The sequence below is a fragment of the Paraburkholderia xenovorans LB400 genome, assembly GCF_000013645.1.
Classification (GTDB): domain Bacteria; phylum Pseudomonadota; class Gammaproteobacteria; order Burkholderiales; family Burkholderiaceae; genus Paraburkholderia; species Paraburkholderia xenovorans.
This window is the reverse complement of the sequence record NC_007951.1, coordinates 1,158,905-1,179,037: the sequence shown is the minus strand read 5'-3', so window position 1 is coordinate 1,179,037 and position 20,133 is coordinate 1,158,905. Positions and strand designations below refer to the sequence as shown.

At 61.6% G+C, this 20,133-nt stretch carries 15 protein-coding genes; 8 read left to right on the top strand and 7 right to left on the bottom strand.

The genetic code is table 11. The features are described from left to right. Position 1 precedes the first annotated feature (1 nt). On the top strand, positions 2-352 hold the full coding sequence (locus BXE_RS05125; protein ID WP_011487329.1) for a GIY-YIG nuclease family protein: 351 nt from the start codon (positions 2-4) through the stop codon (positions 350-352). Between the two features lie 42 nt (positions 353-394). Here BXE_RS05125 and BXE_RS05120 read toward each other — a convergent pair whose 3' ends face one another. Beyond that, positions 395-2,497: an FUSC family protein gene (locus BXE_RS05120; protein WP_011487328.1), complete on the bottom strand. Its 2,103-nt coding sequence runs from the start codon at positions 2,495-2,497 to the stop codon at positions 395-397. Between the two features lie 246 nt (positions 2,498-2,743). Further along, positions 2,744-3,271: an inorganic diphosphatase gene (ppa, locus tag BXE_RS05115; RefSeq protein WP_007175837.1), complete on the bottom strand. Its 528-nt coding sequence runs from the start codon at positions 3,269-3,271 to the stop codon at positions 2,744-2,746. A 253-nt stretch (positions 3,272-3,524) separates the two neighbouring features. Here ppa and BXE_RS05110 point away from each other — a divergent pair, with 253 nt between their 5' ends. The 4 genes from BXE_RS05110 to BXE_RS05095 all read left to right on the top strand — a co-directional run bounded on the left by BXE_RS05110 (position 3,525) and on the right by BXE_RS05095 (position 8,302). Beyond that, positions 3,525-4,964 carry an aldehyde dehydrogenase family protein gene (locus BXE_RS05110; RefSeq protein ID WP_011487327.1) on the top strand — a complete coding sequence of 480 codons (1,440 nt, stop codon included), beginning with the start codon at positions 3,525-3,527 and terminating at the stop codon, positions 4,962-4,964. Between the two features lie 50 nt (positions 4,965-5,014). Further along, on the top strand, positions 5,015-5,773 hold the full coding sequence (locus tag BXE_RS05105; RefSeq protein WP_011487326.1) for an SDR family oxidoreductase: 759 nt from the start codon (positions 5,015-5,017) through the stop codon (positions 5,771-5,773). Positions 5,774-5,928: 155 nt separating this feature from the next. Beyond that, positions 5,929-7,248 carry an MFS transporter gene (locus BXE_RS05100; protein WP_011487325.1) on the top strand — a complete coding sequence of 440 codons (1,320 nt, stop codon included), beginning with the start codon at positions 5,929-5,931 and terminating at the stop codon, positions 7,246-7,248. 310 nt (positions 7,249-7,558) lie between these two features. Continuing rightward, a complete protein-coding gene (locus BXE_RS05095) occupies positions 7,559-8,302 on the top strand; it encodes a DUF5677 domain-containing protein (protein WP_011487324.1) in 744 nt (247 codons plus the stop codon). 131 nt (positions 8,303-8,433) lie between these two features. On the opposite strand, the gene kwaB is transcribed toward BXE_RS05095, so the two are convergent. Both kwaB and kwaA read right to left on the bottom strand, forming a co-directional pair. After that, positions 8,434-9,351, bottom strand: coding sequence for an anti-phage protein KwaB (gene kwaB / locus BXE_RS05090; RefSeq protein WP_011487323.1), 918 nt, complete (start codon positions 9,349-9,351; stop codon positions 8,434-8,436). Position 9,352: 1 nt separating this feature from the next. Beyond that, positions 9,353-9,931 (bottom strand): anti-phage protein KwaA, encoded by a 579-nt coding sequence (gene kwaA, locus BXE_RS05085; RefSeq protein WP_148222909.1) that lies wholly within the window; start codon positions 9,929-9,931, stop codon positions 9,353-9,355. Positions 9,932-10,357: 426 nt separating this feature from the next. On the opposite strand from kwaA, the gene BXE_RS05080 reads away from it, so the two are divergent. Both BXE_RS05080 and BXE_RS05075 read left to right on the top strand, forming a co-directional pair. Next, the gene (locus BXE_RS05080; RefSeq protein WP_011487321.1) at positions 10,358-11,104 is read left to right on the top strand and encodes a hypothetical protein; all 747 of its coding nucleotides are present in this window, start codon (positions 10,358-10,360) and stop codon (positions 11,102-11,104) included. A gap of 530 nt (positions 11,105-11,634) precedes the next feature. Beyond that, on the top strand, positions 11,635-12,099 hold the full coding sequence (locus BXE_RS05075) for a hypothetical protein (protein WP_038456708.1): 465 nt from the start codon (positions 11,635-11,637) through the stop codon (positions 12,097-12,099). A gap of 171 nt (positions 12,100-12,270) precedes the next feature. Here BXE_RS05075 and BXE_RS05070 read toward each other — a convergent pair whose 3' ends face one another. The 3 genes from BXE_RS05070 to hemC are packed head-to-tail and all read right to left on the bottom strand — an operon-like array spanning position 12,271 to position 16,480. Beyond that, complete coding sequence (locus BXE_RS05070; protein ID WP_011487319.1) at positions 12,271-13,461, bottom strand: heme biosynthesis protein HemY; 1,191 nt, start codon at positions 13,459-13,461, stop codon at positions 12,271-12,273. A 2-nt stretch (positions 13,462-13,463) separates the two neighbouring features. Further along, a complete protein-coding gene (gene hemDX / locus BXE_RS05065; protein ID WP_011487318.1) occupies positions 13,464-15,482 on the bottom strand; it encodes a fused uroporphyrinogen-III synthase HemD/membrane protein HemX in 2,019 nt (672 codons plus the stop codon). Next, positions 15,482-16,480 (bottom strand): hydroxymethylbilane synthase, encoded by a 999-nt coding sequence (gene hemC, locus BXE_RS05060; RefSeq protein WP_038456711.1) that lies wholly within the window; start codon positions 16,478-16,480, stop codon positions 15,482-15,484. The genes hemDX and hemC overlap by 1 nt, the downstream gene beginning before the upstream one ends. Positions 16,481-16,888: 408 nt before the next feature. Between hemC and ppc the strand changes: the two genes are divergently transcribed. After that, positions 16,889-20,083 carry a phosphoenolpyruvate carboxylase gene (gene ppc, locus BXE_RS05055; protein ID WP_038456714.1) on the top strand — a complete coding sequence of 1,065 codons (3,195 nt, stop codon included), beginning with the start codon at positions 16,889-16,891 and terminating at the stop codon, positions 20,081-20,083. Positions 20,084-20,133: the final 50 nt, after the last annotated feature.

The following is a 20,133-nucleotide window of genomic DNA, read 5'->3' as shown; positions in this document are numbered from 1 at the left end:
GATGGCGTGGTTTCTCTATCTGCTCGAATGCTCGGACGGCAGCGTCTATACGGGCATTGCCGTCGACGTGCAGGCGCGCTTCGACAAACACGTGAGTGGCGAGGGCGCGCGTTATACGCGTTCGCGCAAGCCGGTGCAGGTGCTGGCGTCGTTCGAACTGGCGGATCGGTCGAGCGCGTCGCGCGCGGAGTATTGGGTCAAGCGGCTGTCAGCGTCCGAGAAGCGGGCGCTGGCGGCGGGCTTTCGCACGCTGGAGTCGGTCATGCCGGAGCCGGAGCCGCAGCCGGAACCTCAGCCTCAGCCCGAAGCGATCGAAGCCGGGCAGACTCAAGAAGCCACCCGCGCGACCTGAAACAGCCTCAGCTTCATCGTCCCGCTTCTTCGCGCCGCCTCGCTACCCCCTCGCCTCGCGCATCCGCTCATTGAGCAGCCGATGCATCAGCGCAAGCTCGCCCACCGCATCCGCCTCCAGCGAAGTCAGCCCGTCGCGCGCGGGCAGCGCGTGACGAACCGGCCGCAAGGTCCGATTCAACGCGGCGTCGATATCCGCGCTCACGGTCGCGATCCACGCGCCGAGTTCATCGTGCATATCGCGCCGGTTCGTGCTCAGCCGCAGTTGCGTCGCAGTGCCGGCCATTCTGCGCAATACGCTCAGCACTGTCAGCGTCACGGTATCGACCATCGAGTCCTCTAGTTTTTCGAGGCGCATCCGGCCGATGGCTTCCTCTGCGTTATTGCTGCCCAAACCGGCGGCCCGGCGCAAGCGTTCCATCTCCTTCTCGCTGCGACGGGGCGACTCCAGCGCGGCTCTCAAATACGCGAGATTGGCGCGCACCGCCTCGCCCAGATACGCGCGGTAGTCGATCTTTTCGCGCGTCGGCCACAGATAGAACGTGGCCAGCAGCGCCAATACGCAGCCGAGCACATTGTTGCCGAGCCGCGTGATCGCATAGGCGAATTCGCTGGCGCCCGGCGTCGCGAAGTCGGCGACCAGCACGAAGGTCGGCGTGAGGAACAGCACGAACAGGCTGTAGCTGACCGGACGCAGCGCCATTGTCGCCATCACCAGCGGAAACACCGCGAGGGAAATGCCGAGCGGCGAATGGATCGCGTAGCCGATAGCCGCCGCCAGCACGCCGCCGACAATGCTGCCCGCGGCCCGTTCGATACTGCGCGGCCACGTAGCGGCAATCGACGGTTGCAAGATCAGCAGCGTCGCCATCGTGGCCCAGTAGCCGAACGGCAGCCCGAGCGCGCGAATCACGAGAAAGCCCGCCGTGGTCGTCACGCCGACGCGGGCCGCATGCCGCAAGCCGACCGAGTCGGCCGACAGGTTGGCCTTGAGCGTGGCCCAGATGCGCGTGAAAAGCCGCGTCGCGCTAGCACGCCAGCTTTCCGCCTCCGCATACACCGGCGTGAAGTCGACCAGTTCGAAATCGGACTTCAGCTTCACGGGTTCCATCAACGCGGTTTCGAGCCGCCTGGCAAAACGCCGCAAGCGCAATTGCAAATCGGTAAGACGCGCCCACTGTCCGTCATTGACTGCCGCGCCGATGCCGCGCAGCACGTCGCCCGTGGCCGTCAGCAACCGGACTGCGCGTTTCGCGCGCCATGCGTCGTCCGGGGCTCGTTCGCATGCGCCGGAGACGGCGATCAGATACGCGAACAATGCTTCGCTGTCGGTCAGCAAGCCGAGCAGCGTGTCGTAGGTTTCACGGCCGCCCGTTCTCGATGCGGGCACCCGCGCCAGCACTTTGCGCGAGCGTTCGAGCGCAGCGCGGGCATCGGCGCGAAACTTCGCGGCGTGCGTGGCCCACTCGCCGCGGGCCGCGCGCCGCTCCAGCAGCCGGGCGCTGTCCAACGCGATATCGGCCAGACGCAGGTACACGGCGCGCAGTGTCGAGCGGCTCGTACTGAACGGGTGAATGCGCCAGACCGTCAGACTCAGCGCCACGGCAAACAGGCAGCCGATCAGGTAGACGCCGAGAAACGCCATGCCTTGCCGAACGTCGTGCATTGGCCGGTCGACCATCACGACGCACGCGGTGGCGACGAGAATCGTCACCTGTGCAGTGGCGGCGCCCCAGATCCGGCCGAACGCGCCGAGACTCGTGAAGACCAGCAACGCAAGCGCGGCGAACACGGTCCCGGCTGCGGAGGCGAAAGCCGTCAAGCCGCCGCATAGCGTGGACAGCACGGCGAAGCCCATCATCGACGCGAAGCGGGCGCGGTTGGAACCGGCGGCGTCGGCGAGACAGGTCCAGAAGGCGCCGATCGCCGCCCACGCGAAGGTCGGTTCGTGCAGCACATTGCCGAGCGCAAGCATGGCCGTGGATGCGCAGGCCGCCCGCAAACCTTCCGACAGACTGGCCTCGCTCGCCGAAAACGACACCATCCATACCGGCCGTTTGCGGTAAATCGCATTGGCGACTGCATACAGCCAGTTCGACCAGCGCTGCGAAGAAGACGACGACGGGTTGGACTTGCGATTCAGCATCCGGACGGTGTGCTCCCTGGAACGCGGATTGGCGCTACGTCAGCGCGTTGAAATAGCCTTACCGCAGGCAGGCGCGGCAGGCGGTCAATCATAAGGGTTTACACTTAGATATAAAAATGGCTTCGCTTCATCCTCTCGATGCACTGTGTCTATATGTGCGGATTCGCGACTTCGACTCGCCATAAAAAAACCGCGCGGCCTTTGCGGGCTCGCGCGGTTTTTTCTATTCACCAAGCGTGACGCAGCTTACTTCTTGTAGTTCGCCGCGCCGTCCGTGATTTCCTTGTGCGCGGCTTCAATGCCCGCCCAGCCGTCGACCTTCACCCACTTGCCCTTTTCGAGCGCCTTGTATTGCTCGAAGAAGTGCTTGATCTGATCTTTCAGGTAAGCCGGGACGTCGTCGATCGACTTCAGGTCGGCGGTCATCGGGCAGACCTTGTCGTGCGGGACCGCGACCAGCTTCGCGTCCACGCCGGATTCGTCGGTCATTTGCAGCATGCCGAGCGCGCGGGCGCGAACCACCGAACCGGCCAGCAGCGGGAACGGCGTGATGACCAGCACGTCCACCGGGTCGCCGTCGCCCGACAGCGTTTGCGGAATGTAGCCGTAATTCGCCGGATAGCGCATGCCCGTGCTGATGAAACGGTCGACGTGCAGCAGGCCCGTTTCCTTATCGGCTTCGTACTTCACCGGATCGCTTTGCGCCGGGATTTCGATGATGACGTTGAAATCTTGCGGAAGGTCTTTGCCTGCAGGGACGTGATTGAAGCTCATGAGCGCTCTCTGGTGAGGATGGAATTCGGAACACGGCGTGCGGCACGCTCGCTCGAATGGCATGCATCGTGAAATCGCCACGAGCGGCGGCGCTGCGGCCGGAAGTACTTAATTCGCCATTATAGCCAATCGGCCATTGGCACCCTGGGTTGGATCGGGGCGATAATCGTCTGGCGTCTCTCTCGATTGTGCCTCTCGTTTGTGAACACCACGTAACCGCAGCGCGGCTCTCGTGACACCTCAAGGAGCATGCATGGAAGAAGCCCGACACTTCATCGGCGGAGAATGGTCCGCCGCATCAGGCGGCGAGACGATCGCCGTGCTCGATCCCTCGGACGGCCAACCCTTCACCCAACTGGCACGCGGCACCGCGGCGGATATCGACGCCGCCGTGCACGCCGCGCGCCGCGCTTTCGAAGGCGCGTGGGGCGAGGCCAGCGCAGCCGAACGCGGCCGCGTGCTGTACCGGCTGTCCATGCTGGTTGCCGCGCGCCAGGAAGAACTGGCGCTGCTCGAAGCCCGCGACACCGGCAAGCCGCTCAAGCAGGCGCGCGCCGATTCGGCCGCCCTCGCCCGTTACTTCGAGTTCTACGCCGGCGCGGCGGACAAGCTGCACGGCGAAACGCTGCCGTACCAGACCGGCTACACCGTGCTGACGATCCGCGATCCGCACGGCGTGACCGGCCATATCGTGCCGTGGAATTACCCCATGCAGATTTTCGGGCGCAGCGTGGGCGCGGCGCTCGCCGCCGGCAATGCCTGCGTCGTCAAACCGGCCGAAGATGCGTGCCTCTCCGTGCTGCGCGTCGCCGAACTGGCTGCCGAGGCGGGTTTGCCTGCCGGCGCATTGAATATCGTGACCGGCTATGGTCATGAAGCGGGCGCGGCGCTCGCGCGTCATCCGGGCATCGATCACATATCGTTTACCGGGTCGCCGGAAACCGGCAAGCTCGTCACGCAGATGGCCGCCGAGAATCACGTGCCGGTCACGCTCGAACTCGGCGGCAAGTCGCCGCAAATCGTGTTCGCCGACGCGGATCTCGACGCGGCGCTGCCCGTGCTGGTGTCGGCGATCGTGCAGAACGCGGGGCAAACCTGCTCGGCGGGCAGCCGCGTGCTGATCGACCGGTCCATTTACGAACCCTTGCTCGACCGGCTGAGCGGCGCGTTTCATGCGTTGCGGGTCGGCCCTTCGCATGCCGATCTGGACTGCGGACCGCTGATCAGCGCGAAACAGCAGCGGCGCGTGTGGGATTTCCTCTCCGACGCGCAGCACGACGGCATTCCTATGGCAGCGCATGGCGAGGTGATTCCCGAGGCGCCGGAAAGCGGCTTCTATCAGGCGCCCACGCTGTTGCGCGACGTGCCCGCCAGCCACCGCCTCGCGCGCGACGAAGTATTCGGCCCCGTGCTCGCCGCCATGTCCTTCAGCGGCGAGGACGAAGCGCTTGCGCTCGCCAACGGCACGCCATTTGGTCTGGTCGCCGGTATCTGGACGCGCGACGGCGCGCGGCAGATGCGGCTTGCGCGCCGCCTGCGCTCCGGCCAGGTGTTCATCAACAACTATGGCGCGGGCGGCGGCGTCGAACTGCCGTTCGGCGGCGTCAAGCATTCGGGCCACGGGCGGGAAAAGGGATTCGAAGCGCTGTATGGCTTTACCGTGCTGAAAACCATTGCGATCCGGCACGGTTAGTCGCGAGTCACGCACTTGCATCACCATTCACAACAAACAACGGAGACACTATGCGGTTGACAGGAAAAACAGCCATCGTCACGGGTGGCGGCTCGGGTTTCGGTGAAGGCATTGCCAAAACCTACGCGCGCGAAGGCGCGAACGTGGTGGTCAACGATCTGAACGGCCCGGCCGCCGAACGCGTGGCAAGCGAAATCGCGCTGGCCGGCGGCAAGGCGATCGCGGTGACGGGCAACGTCGCCCAGCGCGAGGACTGGCAAAAGCTGCGCGAGGCCGCGCTCGAAGACTTCGGCAGCGTGCAGATCGTCGTCAACAACGCCGGCACCACGCACCGCAACAAGCCAGTGATGGAAGTCACGGAAGCCGAATTCGACCGCGTCTACGCGGTGAATGTGAAAAGCATCTACTGGAGCGTGCAGGAATTCGTGCCGTATTTCCGCGAGCAAGGCGGCGGCTGCTTCATCAATATTGCGTCCACGGCGGGTGTGCGACCGCGCCCCGGGCTCGTCTGGTACAACGGCAGCAAAGGCGCGGTGATTATCGCGAGCAAGTCGCTGGCGGTCGAGCTGGGTCCGGACCGGATTCGGGTGAACTGCGTGAATCCGGTGATCGGCGAGACGGCGCTGCTGTCCGAATTCATGGGCGTGGAAGATACGCCGGAAAATCGCCAACGCTTTCTCGCCGGCATTCCGCTCGGGCGTTTCTCCACGCCGCAGGATATTGCCAACGCCGCGCTTTATCTGGCCTCGGACGAGGCGGAATTCATCACCGGCGTGTGTCTCGAAGTGGACGGCGGGCGCTGCGTGTAGCGCCGCGCCGGGCCATTCAAGCGAGGGCGGGCCGCTGCGCCGCCCTCGCCGCAGTCAGTGTTTTCCCCCGGTATCGATTCGTCGTGCAAACCACTGAGCGCGGATAGAATCGGTTGACGGCGGTACTTCATTTCCACAAGAAAAGAGGAGACACCATGGCTAGTCCCGCAAATCCGCTCCACCATCCCGGCGCGGGTGCGCCGCCTTCCACTTTCGAAGAGGCCACCTACCGAAAGGTCACCTGGCGCCTCGCGCCGCTGCTGATGCTCTGTTACGTGGTCGCGTATCTGGATCGCGTCAATGTTGGGTTCGCCAAGCTGCAAATGACCAGCGATCTTGGGCTGAGCGACGCGGTGTACGGATTCGGCGCGGGGATTTTCTTTGTCGGGTATTTCATCTTTGAAATTCCGAGCAATGTGATTTTGCATAAGGTCGGCGCACGGGTGTGGATTGCGCGGATCATGGTGTCGTGGGGCGTGATCTCCATGCTGACCATGTTCGTGACTACGCCGACGATGTTTTATGTGATGCGGTTTTTGCTTGGTCTGGCTGAGGCGGGGTTCTTTCCTGGGATCATTCTTTATCTGACGTACTGGTATCCGGCGCATCGGCGTGGGCGCATGACGACGTGGTTCATGACGGCGATTGCGTTGTCGGGTGTGATCGGCGGGCCGGTGTCGGGTTATATCCTGAAGACGTTTAACGGCGCCAACGGCTGGCATGGGTGGCAGTGGCTGTTTCTGCTCGAAGGGATTCCTTCGGTGATCGTCGGGATCATGGTGTTCGTCATGCTGGACGATCGGATCTCGAAGGCGAAGTGGCTAACCAAGGAAGAGCAGCAGTTGCTCGAGCGGCATGTGTCTGCGGAGGAAGCGAGTAAGCATGACATGCCGATTCGCGAGGTGCTCACGAGTGGGCGGGTGTTGATGCTCAGTCTGACGTACTTCTCGTTTGTGATGGGGTTGTATGGGGTGAGCTTCTGGTTGCCGACGATTATTAAGGCGACTGGGGTGACGGATGCTTTCATGATCGGGTTGCTGTCGGCGATTCCGTTCGCGGGGGCTGTGGTGGCGATGGTGTTTGTGTCACGTAGTGCGGATAGGAAGCGGGAGCGGCGGTGGCATATTGCGCTGCCGGCGTTTGCGGGGGCGATTGGGTTGGTGCTTTCTGTCGTGTGGACGCATAACACTGTGTTGGCGATGGCTTCGCTTACGCTTGCGACGATGGGGATTCTCACTACCCTGCCGTTGTTTTGGAGTTTGCCTACGGCGATTTTGGCTGGGACGGGCGCGGCTGCTGGCATCGCGATGATTAATTCGATTGGGAATCTGGCGGGGTTTTTGAGCCCGTATGCGGTGGGGTGGCTCAAACAGGCGACGGCCGCGAATGATTCCGGAATGTATATGCTGGCGGCGTTTATGGTGCTTGGTGGTTTGCTGGCGATTAGTGTGCCGGCGAAGATGGTTAATAAGTGAGGGGGAGGCGCGGGCCTTGACAGTGATCTACTGCTGAGGCTTTGCGCTCGTGTGAAGGAGCGACCAATTCACCGCCGAATACGGCGGTTTCGACAAATATTGGCCGACCGCTGCCAAGGACGTGAGGCGGTAGTCGGCCAGGTGCGGCCATTCGACCCTAACATTTGAATCGTTGATAATTTGTTCTGAGACGTACGAGAAGGGAGCGAATGCAGAGGTGACGCGACTGCGGCAGCGGAATCACCGAAATGTTTGAACGATAGCAGTGCTTTGACATTGCTTGCTTGCCTCAATGGCGAAGGGGATCAATATGGACAGAGAGGAGAAGGCTCGAGTCTTAAGGGCAGTCTCGGAGCATGCCATCAACGGCCTTGAGGCATTTTTCCGCAACATGAAGGTGAATGAGTCTGCTGCGGCTCGGGTCTCTGCCACATTGCTGCTCACAACAGCCGAGCAATTTCGCGCAATGTTGCTCCTGCTGGACGGCGGGGCTGGAACGCATGCGGCTGGTCCCGTTCGGTCGATGCTCGAAGGCTTGGCCGACATGATCCTCCTTTCGAAGGACGCGACTTACGCCGATCAAATGGCATTCGACAATGCCAAGGCAGATGCCGCGATGTTTGAACGATATTTGGAATCGTTGGGCGAGGCGGAGGACGCCGAAGCAATGGTCGCGTCCGTCAAGTCAATGCTGGCTGAAGCAGCGGAAACTCGTGAAGCGTTGAAGGTGAAGGGCTACAAGAGGCAGACGCGAGAGCAAAAGTTCGAGCTTTCGGACGTAAATGATCTCTACGTTTCGTATGGAATCCTTTGCGCGTTCGTGCATTCGAATATTACTGCCTTGACGGCGCGGCACATAGGCGAAGAACCGACCTTTGCTTATCTGCGCCCCGCCAACCCCGAAGTCATCGCCATGGTAAATAGCATTGGACTCCGGGTGTTGACGGCATCCGTCGAACTACTGCCTTCCTTTACAGACGTCCCGGGGGATGCTGTTGCTAATCTCATAAACGAGATTCATGTCCCGCACTTTGAAGCAATGGGTCTCGGGTAGCGGACCTTGGCGGATTATCAGAGTTTCGGCTTGATCGCTTTACGTCACTGACCGCCGCCAGCCTTTGGATCTCCCTGTATGGCACCGCGCCGTAGGATGCAAACGCGACCAAAAAGATGAGCCAGTAGCTATTACATCTTGTTCTTGGCAAGCGTCTCATACTCAAAAGCGGTAAGTCCCGAGGTCAGGTAGTCGTCGTTTAGCAATTTATACAGTTTCTTCACGCTATCGCGCGAAGATAGGTGAAATTGCCCGTCAACTATCTTAAGCCCAATCTTATCGCCCTTCTGTGTGGCAAACGCCACGATAGTGGCGGCTTGTAACCGAAGGACATCGCTTTGTCCTGCACGAAGGATGTCGCGCTTCGGTGCGGCGCACGCGGCGAGATATCCTTTCACATCGTTGACGATTCCCATTTCCAAAATCGACTGGACGACGGCCAACATTGCTCGTTCGGCGATTTCTGTAAATGAGAATGCTTTTTCAAATTTACGAAAATCGTTTATGTAAAACTCTCCGTCGACTAGCAATAAATCGAATCCGGGAGTAACTTTGACGATGTCGCCATCAAAAATGGTGAATCGATTTTCTAACTTATAAAGCAGTATTTGGTCACGCTTGACAAGGGACACCGGATAGAAGGTCTTAAAAAAGACCACCGATCTTTGAACGGAGGCTATTTTTATCGCGATTGTTCGAATTTCGCTTACACTATTTTCGTCGAATGAGAAGAAATCCGGCTCAGGCCCATTCTGCAAAGCTTCGAGCTGCGCGAATTCGACGGGCTGCTCCTGTAGGTCGTACATCACCAACGCATCGCTTCGCTGGTCCAGCTGAGATAATGGCACGGTCTGAAGTTCGTCACGCTCGAAAAATTCGCGAACTCCTGCGACATAGTTCGTCAACACTCTCTGCGTGGCGCCATCGTCAAAGTCCGCAAGTTTGTAGCTTCTCGCAGCGCCTGCCCCTAAGCCAAAGTAGAGCTTCATATTGACGCCATCAGCGAAAATGGCATTTAATGTGTCGGTTAGTTCTTGTTTGGTCTTCATGTCAGACTCGCGTCGCCTTTCGCGCAAAAAAAATCTTTTTGTCAAGCCGAACTACATTAACGGAATCGCCCGCCTCTAATTCCTCTTTAGAAATCAAAATCGCAGCGCTACCTTGAGACCTTATATTGAAAATTTTAAAACCCAATAGCGACAGTGTTGGATTAGCGTAAAAAAGATCAGTTTTTATATAGATTGCACCAAGCAAAAGCAATGTAATTCCAAGATTTATCATTTGTCTCGGGCTATCCAAACTGAATCCCACCAACGGGATGATGTAGGTTGCCAGAAAGACGAGGTGCTCCGCGTTCTTGTCTTCCAATTCTTCGACTTTGATCGGGCCGTCTTTTGCACCGGAGATTATCCTAACAAAGACCATATAAAAAACAGCTGACGCTGCAAGCATTGCAACGCACACTAAAGGCAGAAGGTTTTCTTTTACGATTTTTGATAACTCTGACCAAGGCAGAAGCGAACAACCAAGACAGATGTTGACATCGATAACCGCCTTATTGACGATTACAAGCACGAAGAGCAACCAGAGCGATAGGAGGTACATACCGACCTTTACGAGTCGGCTCATACGGATGGATGCGACATTCACATAGACCCCGATGCCCCGCGCCTAAGTCCAGCTTTGGGCGAAATATTATCGACAGGAATTTAACACAACAAACGGTGGGCACCTAGCGAACTACTGTGGAGGCCGAACCCGCGCCTAATGTTGTGATTCCAAGGGCGGCGGCACATCAGAATTCGTCGTTCGGTCACAATAGGTTAGAGGATCGAAATGGTTCGCGTGCTGCCGACCGAAGCCTGTCGTGATGTCGATCGCAAAAGCGTATCGCATTGGGTCGCTGCCGGGCTATTATGAAACACTCAGATTAGCTTGGGAGCGACGGCTAAACGCCGCAACAGTAGTCGACAACGGTTTCAATTCATCCCAACCGCTCAGCGTTCACTGCAGGCTCATGCTACATTCGTTCGTCCTTTACGCTTCCCCTGCCTCATGAAGTTAGATCCACAAACGCTGTATACATTGATAGGCCGTCTGATTGAGGCGACTCCGCCAGACCTTGGTGTCTATGAGAAGGGCGGGGAGATGCATGTCCTTGAATGGCTCGGCAAGGCGGAGGCCTACGTAAAAGCAACGGGCGATCTATCGCTTCTAATGGCTCTGCAGATGGAGTTAAAGAGAATACATACTGGCGAGGCGCCGTGGGCTGCAAGAGAGATTAGAGGGCTTCTTTTCAGGGCTTTGGCGCTGACCGAACTGGCTGCGCCACCTGCCGTCGCCGGTGCATTCATTCCCGTCGACAGCGGCTTCGACGCCTTCGCCGCAATTACAAAGGTGTTGAAACGCGCGAAATTCGACATTCTTATTGTCGACCCGTATATGAACGAAACGGTGCTCACCGAGTTCGGCACAACGATCCCCGAAAGGATTGGAATTCGCCTTTTGACAACAAAGATTCCGCAGAACGCTGCAGTTGAACCTGCTGCCAGGAACTGGTTGAAGCAATTCGACACTCGACCGCTGGAATTGCGCTGGGCGCCAAAGCGCAGTTTGCACGACCGTGTGCTGCTAATTGACAAGGCTGAAGCATGGACGCTTACTCAATCGCTTAAAGACTTCGCTGCGCGGTCTCCGGGAGAAATCATTCGGACAGACCACAGCGCCAACATGAAAGTGGACGCCTACGAGGAAATATGGGCGGACGCAGAACCGATGTCCCCCGATAGCGGCGCGGCGTGACCGTTCTGCACTAGATACCTACCACCAAAACTGCATGGGATAGACCGACGGCAAATGGTCGACTCCGGTCTTCCGAATTTTTCAATCACGGGCACTCTCGAGGCCGCCATCGGGCGGCGGCGCGCCAAGTCACAAGGGCCTACAACCACCTCGAAATTCAACGGTTATAGGTGAAGCATTGACCGTCGACCCTAGCGCCCTACCCGCCCTTGTCCCTTCATCCACCTCCCCATTTAGCTTCCAAGACTAAATCCGAGACAGCCCCACTCCCTTATAATTACCAAGTCGGTGGGAAATACCCATCGACTAGGTTTAGCAGCCTAAACGTTGAAACCCGCACACCTGCTCAGGCAGGTCGTGCGTCTACCTCTGCACGCTTATTTTCTATGGGCGGGCCTTGGTGGGGGAGCCGCAAGGCTCGCCGGTTTTGGTTTCAACGCCGGTCTGCTAACCCTACTTCGTGCCCGCTCACCCCTCCCTCCAAAGAAGCGTGTCCGGGCGATCCAACCCACCAACAAGGAGATCGCACCATGACCAGGCCCGTCAAAACTCAACCGGCGTCACGTCCGCCCGTCGACGCACTCCAGTACGAAAAGCTTGCCCTTTCCGCGTTCGATTTATGCGACCGGCAGCTGGGTCAACTGGACACGTTGATCACACTGGCGTCATCGATAGTTAGAAATCCTGCGATTACCCACGACGAAAGAAAGCGTCGTCAGACGCTGCTCGAATTGCTGGTGGACACGGCCGAGCAGTATCAGCAGGATCTCGAATACGACCGCGAGTTGTTCCAGGTGATTGCACTCGACGCGAAGGGCGTCGCGCGCAGCCGCCTCACGGCGCAGCATGCGACGAACTTGCTGACTAAAGCGTCGCAGCGAGCAGAGGCGTCGATCGAAGCAACAAAAGCGTCGCCCCGCAAAAAGCCATCCACGCAAAGCACGATCGAATCGCCGTCCGCTACCGTGCAACCGCCGTCCACCGCGCCGCACTAAGACCGCACCAAGCGATCAAATCGAGCCTCGCATAACAGGCAACCGCCAGCACAAAAACAAATGGCCGCAGCAACCGCTGCGGCCATCAACACATCAACTCATGAACTAAACCCAGCCGCCTCAATCTCTCAAAGCAGCGCACCAAGAACAAACACGCCGCCCCAAAAACCCTCAAACAATATTCATCGCCAACGCACTCTCGCGATAATGCTGGCTCGCCTTCTCCGTATCGCCGAGCTGTTCATGCAAACGCGCCAACGCGCGATGCGAGCGAATCTTCAGCGTCTCGTTGTCCGCGAGTTTCAGCGCGCGTTCGAGGAACGATTGCGCCTTGCCCCACAGTTGCTGATGCAGGCACAAGCGGCCCAGCGCGAACATCAGGTCCGCATCTTCCGGACGATCCTTCTGCCACGCTTCGGCCTTCTGAATCAGCGGCAACGCGTCGCCGCCCGCCGTATCCGGATAGCGGCGCAGCAAACGCGCGTCCCAGTTTTGCGCCAGCGCTTCCTCGACGATCTTGCGCGCTTCCTGCGGACGGTTCAGCGCCACCAGCAACTCGGCGGCGAGATCCGCGAGACGCGGCGAATGGCGTTCGGTGGCCGACAGCGAATTCCACAACTCCAGCAGCGCGTCGGCATTGTGGCGCCGGTCACGCAACAGGTTTTCCGCCGCGATCTGACGCAAGCGCACCGCCACGGCCGGATGAATCGCTTCGCGTTTTTCCAGCGTCTTGACGAGCTTGAGCACCTCGCCCCAGTTCTTCAACTGCTGTTGCGCGCGCAACGTGATCTGCTGCGCGTGAATCCGCCGCGCGCCTTGCGACTGCATTTCGGTCAGCGCGGCCAGCGCGCCGTCCGCGTCGCGGCCGTCGGCACGCATGTCGGCGGTGGCCATCAGGCGGGCGTCCTGCCAGTCGGCTTCCTTGATCTGCGCGAGCCATTCGTCGCGTCGCGCATATTCATGCATGCGGTGCGCGGCGGTGGCGGCGATCAAACCGGCCGCGCCCTTGTTGTCGCCGTTCGCGAGTGCGTCTTTGGCGGCTTTTTCAGCGCGCGAAAAACGCCCCGCGTACAGATTGCCGATCGCGTCACGCAGCGCGGCATGCGCCTTCGCGACACGCGAACGCGCGCGATACGCGGCTACGCGCTGCGGCATGCGCCAGATATTGCGGAAGATGCGCAGCAGCGCGTACAGCAGAATGAACAGCACCACCAGCCCGACCACGAACAGATTCAATGACATGTCCACGCGGTACGGCGGATAGATCAGCAGCACCTGGCCCATGTCGAAGCGTCCCACCACCGCCAGCACCACCGCGATGACGAACAGCAACGCAAGCCATAGAAGTCCCCGGATCGCCATGATTAACCCCGGCTCCGGTATTGATTGACGGCCTGCAGGCTCGTGTTCAGATTCGGCAGCTCAACCGCGGCCGAGCCCGCCTGCACCTGCTTGACGAGATCGCTCACGGTCTGCGTTTTCTTCGACGAGTTGTCGAAGTAGCGCGTGAGCGCATTCTGCGCCGCGAGCAGGTCGGACTTCAGCGTGGTCTCGTTGCGCGAAAGCAAGGCGAGGCGCGCGGACAGCAAACGCAGCTTCAGATTCTCGCGCACGAAGTAGCCCTGATCGGGCGTGACCAGCATCGCGTCGGCGTTGTCGATACGGCGCACCTGCACGAGGCTAGTCAACTGCTGGCCGATGCCGGTGCTCACCTCGCGCCACCACACCTTCCAGCGCGGCTCGCCGGTGGCCGCGGCCACCTTGGCCGTATCGGCCCACGTCGCGGCGTGCGGCGTGGCATGGGCGATCGGGGCTTCGCCCGAGAGCGGCAGGCTGTCCACCTGGTCGATCGCGTTGTCGAGCTTGATGGCCATGCCCGTGAGGTCGGTGGAAGGCGCGGCCTTCAATTTGTCGATGTCCTGCGCGATGGCCTTGCGCACGGCGATCGCCTGCGGGCTGTCCGACGCGGCGAGGCGCGTGTCGGCGCTTTGCAGCGCGAACAGCGCGAGCTGCGTGTTGCCGGTGAGCTGCAACTGCTGGCTGGCGGCGGAGAGCATCTGGCCGACTTCGGCGAGCGTCCAGTCGTCGCGATTGCGCGCGAGATCCGCGTATTGCTGTTGTAACGCCTGCTGCGCGGTTTGCGCATCGGCGAGCTTGCCTTCGAGTTGCGCGACCTGCGAGTCCGACTGATGCACGGTGGCGAGCGCCTGCTCCGTCTTGATGCGCAGCTCGTTGGTCTGCGTGTCGTTGGCCTGCTGGCGCTGCACCAGTTGCTGCTCGGTGCGCTCCACCTTGCGATTGAGCGCATAGCCGCCCACGCCCGCAGCACAAGCAATGATCACGACGACAAACCACAGCAGCGGTCCGCTCGCGCTATGGCGCTTTTGCGCTTCGTAGGGCGTGAAGGGTGGATTCGGCGGCAACGCAGTGGTCGCGGCAGGCTGGGGTGAAGCGTTCGTGGATGCGTTCGTTTCAGTCATGCGTGATTTAGCCGGTGAATGAGCCGGGTTGGACGGTACCGGTTGAACTACGGTCGGGACGGCGGCAAGCAGGGTGCGGACAATGCGCTCGTCGCCCGCGCCGGACACCGTAATGCTATCAAAACCCAATGCCCGCGCGGTCTGCGCGATCCGGGGATGCGGCGTGACGAGCGCGGCGCGTTTGAGTTGAGAGATTTCGTCGGCGGTGAGGTGGTCTTGCGCCAGTTCGTGCAGATTGCGCACGCCTTCGGAACTGGTGAGCAGCCACGCGTGCGGCGCGCCCGCGAGCAATTCGTGCACACGCGCCCAGCCGCCTATCGACGGTTCCGGCACGAGGCGCCGGTACGCCGCGACGGTCTCGACTTCGGCGCCGGCTTCGCGCAGACGCTCGGCCAGCCACTCGCGCCCACCGTCGCCGCGCACGATCAGCACGCGTTTGCCTTCCAGGTTCGTCGCGCCGAGCGCCGTGTCGATCGCCGCGAAGAGGCCTTCGGAATCGAAGCGCGCGGTTTCTTCGTCGGTGCCGGACGGCGGGCTGATCACGTTGTATGCCGGCGAGGTCACGCCGTGACGCGCCAGCGCCTGCACGCTGCCCGGACCGACCACGCCGATCGGCAGCGCATGCGGCCAGATCGTATCGCTGCGGGCGAAGGCGTAATCGACGGCATTCGGCGACACGAACACGACGAGCGCATAGCGTTCGAGCGAACTCAACGCCGCGCGCAATGGAGCCTCGTCCGTGACGGGCGCGACGTCGATCAGCGGAAAGTCGAGCGTGGCGATGCCTGCGGCGGCGAGCCGTGCGATCAGTTCGTTTGACTGACCGGCCGGTCGCGTAATCACGACCGTGAACGCCGCCTTGTCGACGGATGGAGATGCGTTGCCGGGGATATCGGCCGCCATCACTCGCCGGTCACCGCGCTGTCCGCCGCAGCCGCGCCGTTGGCGGCGCCGAGTGCGCGAACGATCTCCATCGCGCCTTGCTGCTCGAGCGCGCCCGCGACTTCCTGGCCGAGCGCGATAGCCTGCTCGACGCTGGTTGCCGGCGCCGACGCCTGCGCGCTCAGCACGCGCTGGCCGTCCGGCGTCGCCACGATGCCGCGCAGATGCAGCGCGCCGTCATGCCATGTGGCATAGGCGGCGAGCGGCACTTCGCAACTGCCGCCGAGCGCGCGCGAGACCATGCGCTCCGCTTCGACGGCTGCGGCCGTGTGTTCGTGATGCAGCGGCGCGAGCCATGCCGCGAGTTCCGCGCGGTCGGCGCGAATCTCGATGCCGAGCGCGCCTTGCCCCGCTGCGGGCAAGCTGTCTTCGGGATCGAGCAACGCGCGGATACGCTCGCCGAGACCCAGGCGCTTCAGCCCGGCCGCCGCCAGAATGATCGCCGCGTAATCGCCGCGATCGAGTTTGGCGAGGCGCGTGTCCAGATTGCCGCGCAAAGGCCGCACTTCGAGATGCGGATAGCGCATGCGCAGCATCGCCTCGCGGCGCAGGCTGGAGGTGCCGACCACGGCGCCTTCCGGCAACGCGGCAAGCGAGTCGTACGTATTGGAAACCAGTGCGTCGCGCGGATCTTCGCGTTCCATGATGGTGGATAGCGCAAAGCCTTCGGGCAATGCCATCGGCACGTCTTTGAGCGAATGCACGGCGAGATCGGCGCGGCCGTCGGCAAGCGCGGCTTCCAGTTCCTTGACGAAGAGGCCCTTGCCGCCAACCTTCGACAAAGTGCGATCGAGAATTTGATCGCCACGTGTTGTCATTCCGAGGATTTTTACGTCACAAGATGGATATAATTTGTGCAGCGCACATCGCACATGCTCCGCTTGCCACATGGCCAGGCGGCTCTCTCGCGACGCAATCACAAGCGTGTGGGGTGGCGTGGAAAACGTCTCGGTGTTCATTAGCTTGCTGATCGAATGACGGGATGTAATAACAATCAATGTTAGCACGCGCCCTAGCGTCTCAAGACGCGGCGGGGCGCCGTGCTGAAGCGGTATCGATGGAGGAGACGGGCTTCGCGCGGCGCGCGCCGGCCCCATCCCTGCCTGTCCACGCACGGTCGTTCGCGCACCGGGCTGCGGCATGCGGGATGATGCAATGCGGTGCAATGCGCCGCAGGTGCCTCACGTGAGTGTCGTTGTCGTGCAAAGGCATGGCACCGTTCAGGCGCGCAGTCACTCTCAGGCGTATCGCCATCGGCGCATACCGTTTCGCGCAGTTCCCTTGCTGTTCACGTTGCAGTTCATAGTGCAGTTCCGCAGTAGCTGTTCATCACTCAACAGACCCTGGCTTCCCTGAGGAAACCCATCGTGACGTCTTCCGGACCGGCGCGCCCTGCCCGCCGCAACACTGCATCGCCCAACGCTCAAGCGGCTGAAGCCGCCAAGCCCGCCGCCTCCGCCACGGCCGCTGCTGAGCCGACATCGGCCAAACGCGCCGGCAAATCCGCTCAGGCCGCGCACGCCGCCAAAGCCGGCAAGGCCGCCAAAACCTCCACGCCCGTCAAGACGGACAAGGCTGTGAAGGCAGTCAGATCGGATAAGACGACGCAAGCCGCAACCACGGCCCAGGCGCAAAAACCGGCCAAGGCCGGCTCCTCGAAGATCAAGATCGTTACCGCCGCACCGCAGGCGGCGAACGCGTCCGCGCGGCAGCCCGCGTCGGCGCAAGCGCCCGCGCCGAAAGCCAATGGCCGCACGCGCGAGGACAAGGACCATCCGCTGTTCCAGGACATCCGTTATCTGGGACGCCTGCTCGGCGACGTGCTGCGCGAGCAGGAAGGCGACGCGGTGTTCGACGTGGTCGAAACGATCCGCCAGACGGCCGTGCGCTTTCGCCGCGAAGACGACAGCGCCGCCGCGCAGACGCTCGACAAGAAGCTGCGCTCGCTGAGCCCGGAACAGACGGTCAGCGTGGTGCGCGCCTTCAGCTATTTTTCGCATCTCGCGAACATTGCGGAAGACCGCCACCGCAATCGCCGTCACAGGATTCACGAACTGGCCGGCTCGACCTCGCAGCCGGGCACGATTGCCCACTCGCTCGAACGCCTCGTCGAAGCCGGCGCAGCCGCCACGCCGGTCCTGCAAGAGTTCTTCAACAACGCGCTGATCGTGCCGGTGCTCACCGCGCACCCGACCGAAGTGCAGCGCAAGAGCATTCTCGACGCGCAGCACGACGTCGCCCGGCTGCTCGCGGAACGCGACCAGCAGTTGACCGACCGCGAACGCGCGCACAACGAAGCGATGCTGCGCGCCCGCGTCACGTCGCTGTGGCAAACGCGCATGCTGCGCGATTCGCGCCTCTCCGTGGCCGACGAAATCGAAAACGCGCTGTCGTACTACCGCGCCACCTTCCTCGAAGAAATCCCGGCGCTCTACGCCGATATCGAAGAAGCGCTCGCCGAGCACGGCCTCGAAGCGCGCCTGCCGCCGTTCTTCCAGATGGGCAGCTGGATCGGCGGCGACCGCGACGGCAATCCGAACGTCACGGCCGAAACGCTCGAAAACGCGATCACCCGCCAGGCCGCGGTGATCTTCGAGCATTACATGGAGCAGGTGCACAAGCTGGGCGCCGAGCTGTCGGTGTCGAACCTGCTGGCCGGCGCCAGCGACGCGTTGAAGGAACTCGCAGCCGTTTCGCCCGACCAGTCGCCGCATCGCACGGACGAGCCGTATCGCCGCGCGTTGATCGGCATGTACACGCGGCTCGCGGCAAGCGCGCGCGTGCGCCTCGGCGAAGGCAGCGTGCCGGTGCGCAGCGCGGGCCGCGGCGCGGCGCCGGTGCGCGCCAAGCCGTACGCGGACTCCGCCGAATTCGTGCGCGACCTGCACGTGCTGATCGATTCGCTCGCCGAGCATCACGGCGCGCCGCTCGCCGCACCGCGTCTGTCGCCGCTCGCGCGGGCCGCTGAAGTGTTCGGCTTCCATCTGGCGAGCATCGACTTGCGCCAGAGCTCGGACGTTCACGAGGCGGTGATCACCGAACTGCTCAGGCGCGCAGGCGTCGAAGAAAACTATGCGGAGCTCCCCGAAGCGGACAAGCTCAACGTGCTGCTCTCGGAACTGGCGCAGCCGCGTCCGTTGCGTCTGCCGTTCGCGGAGTATTCGGACCTCGTGAAGAGCGAGCTCGGCGTGCTCGAAGAAGCGCGCGTCACGCGCGAAAAGTTCGGCGCGCGCGCGGTGCGCAACTACATCATTTCGCACACGGAGACCGTCAGCGATCTGGTCGAAGTGATGTTGCTGCAAAAGGAAACCGGCCTGCTGCGCGGTTGCCTCGGCAATGCGAACGATCCGGCTCAAGCGGGTCTGATGGTGATTCCGCTGTTCGAGACGATTCCCGACTTGCGCAACGCGCCGCATATCATGCGCGATCTGATCGCACTGCCGGGCGTCGATGCGCTGATCGAACATCAAGGCAACGAGCAGGAAGTCATGCTCGGCTATTCGGACAGCAACAAGGACGGCGGCTTCCTCACGTCGAACTGGGAGTTGTACCGCGCCGAACTCGCGCTGGTGTCGCTGTTCAACGAACGCGGCGTGACGCTGCGTCTGTTTCATGGACGCGGAGGCACCGTGGGCCGTGGCGGCGGTCCGACCTATCAGGCGATTCTGTCGCAGCCGCCGGGCACCGTGGACGGCCAGATCCGCTTGACTGAGCAAGGCGAAGTGATTGCGAGCAAGTTCGGCAATCCGGAAATCGGCCGGCGCAATCTGGAAACGGTGGTCGCCGCAACGCTCGAAGCGTCGTTGCTGCCGCACGGCATCGCGCCGGCGCAACTGCCCGCGTTCGAAGAAACGATGCAGCAGTTGTCCGACGCGGCAATGGCGTCTTATCGCGCGCTGGTCTACGAAACGCCCGGCTTCAAGGAGTATTTCTTCGAGTCGACGCCGATCTCGGAGATCGCCGAATTGAACATCGGCAGCCGTCCGGCTTCGCGCAAACTGCAGGATCCGAAGCAACGCAAGATCGAAGATCTGCGCGCGATTCCGTGGGGTTTCTCGTGGGGCCAATGCCGTTTGCTGCTGACCGGCTGGTACGGTTTCGGCAGCGCGGTCGCCGCGCATCTGGACAGCGCGCCGAGCGACGCCGAACGCACCCGCCGTCTCGCGCTGCTGAAGAAAATGCACAAGACGTGGCCGTTCTTCGCGAACCTGCTGTCGAACATGGACATGGTGCTGGCCAAGACCGACCTCGCCGTCGCCTCGCGCTACGCCGCGCTCGTGTCGGACAAGAAGCTGCGCAAGCACGTGTTCGAGCGAATCGTCGCGGAATGGGAGCGTACGTCGAAGGTGTTGTCGGAGATCACGGGCAAGAGCGAGCGGCTGGCGGAGAATCCGCTGCTCGCGCGTTCGATCAAGAATCGCTTTCCGTATCTCGATCCGTTGAATCACTTGCAGGTGGAGTTGCTCAAGCGTCACCGCGCGGGCGACACCAATGCGCGCGTGCGGCGCGGGATTCATTTGAGCATCAACGGGATTGCGGCCGGCTTGCGCAATACGGGCTAAGCACGCAGGCCGTTTATGGCAGGCAACTGAGCGCACACGTTGGGGCGCGC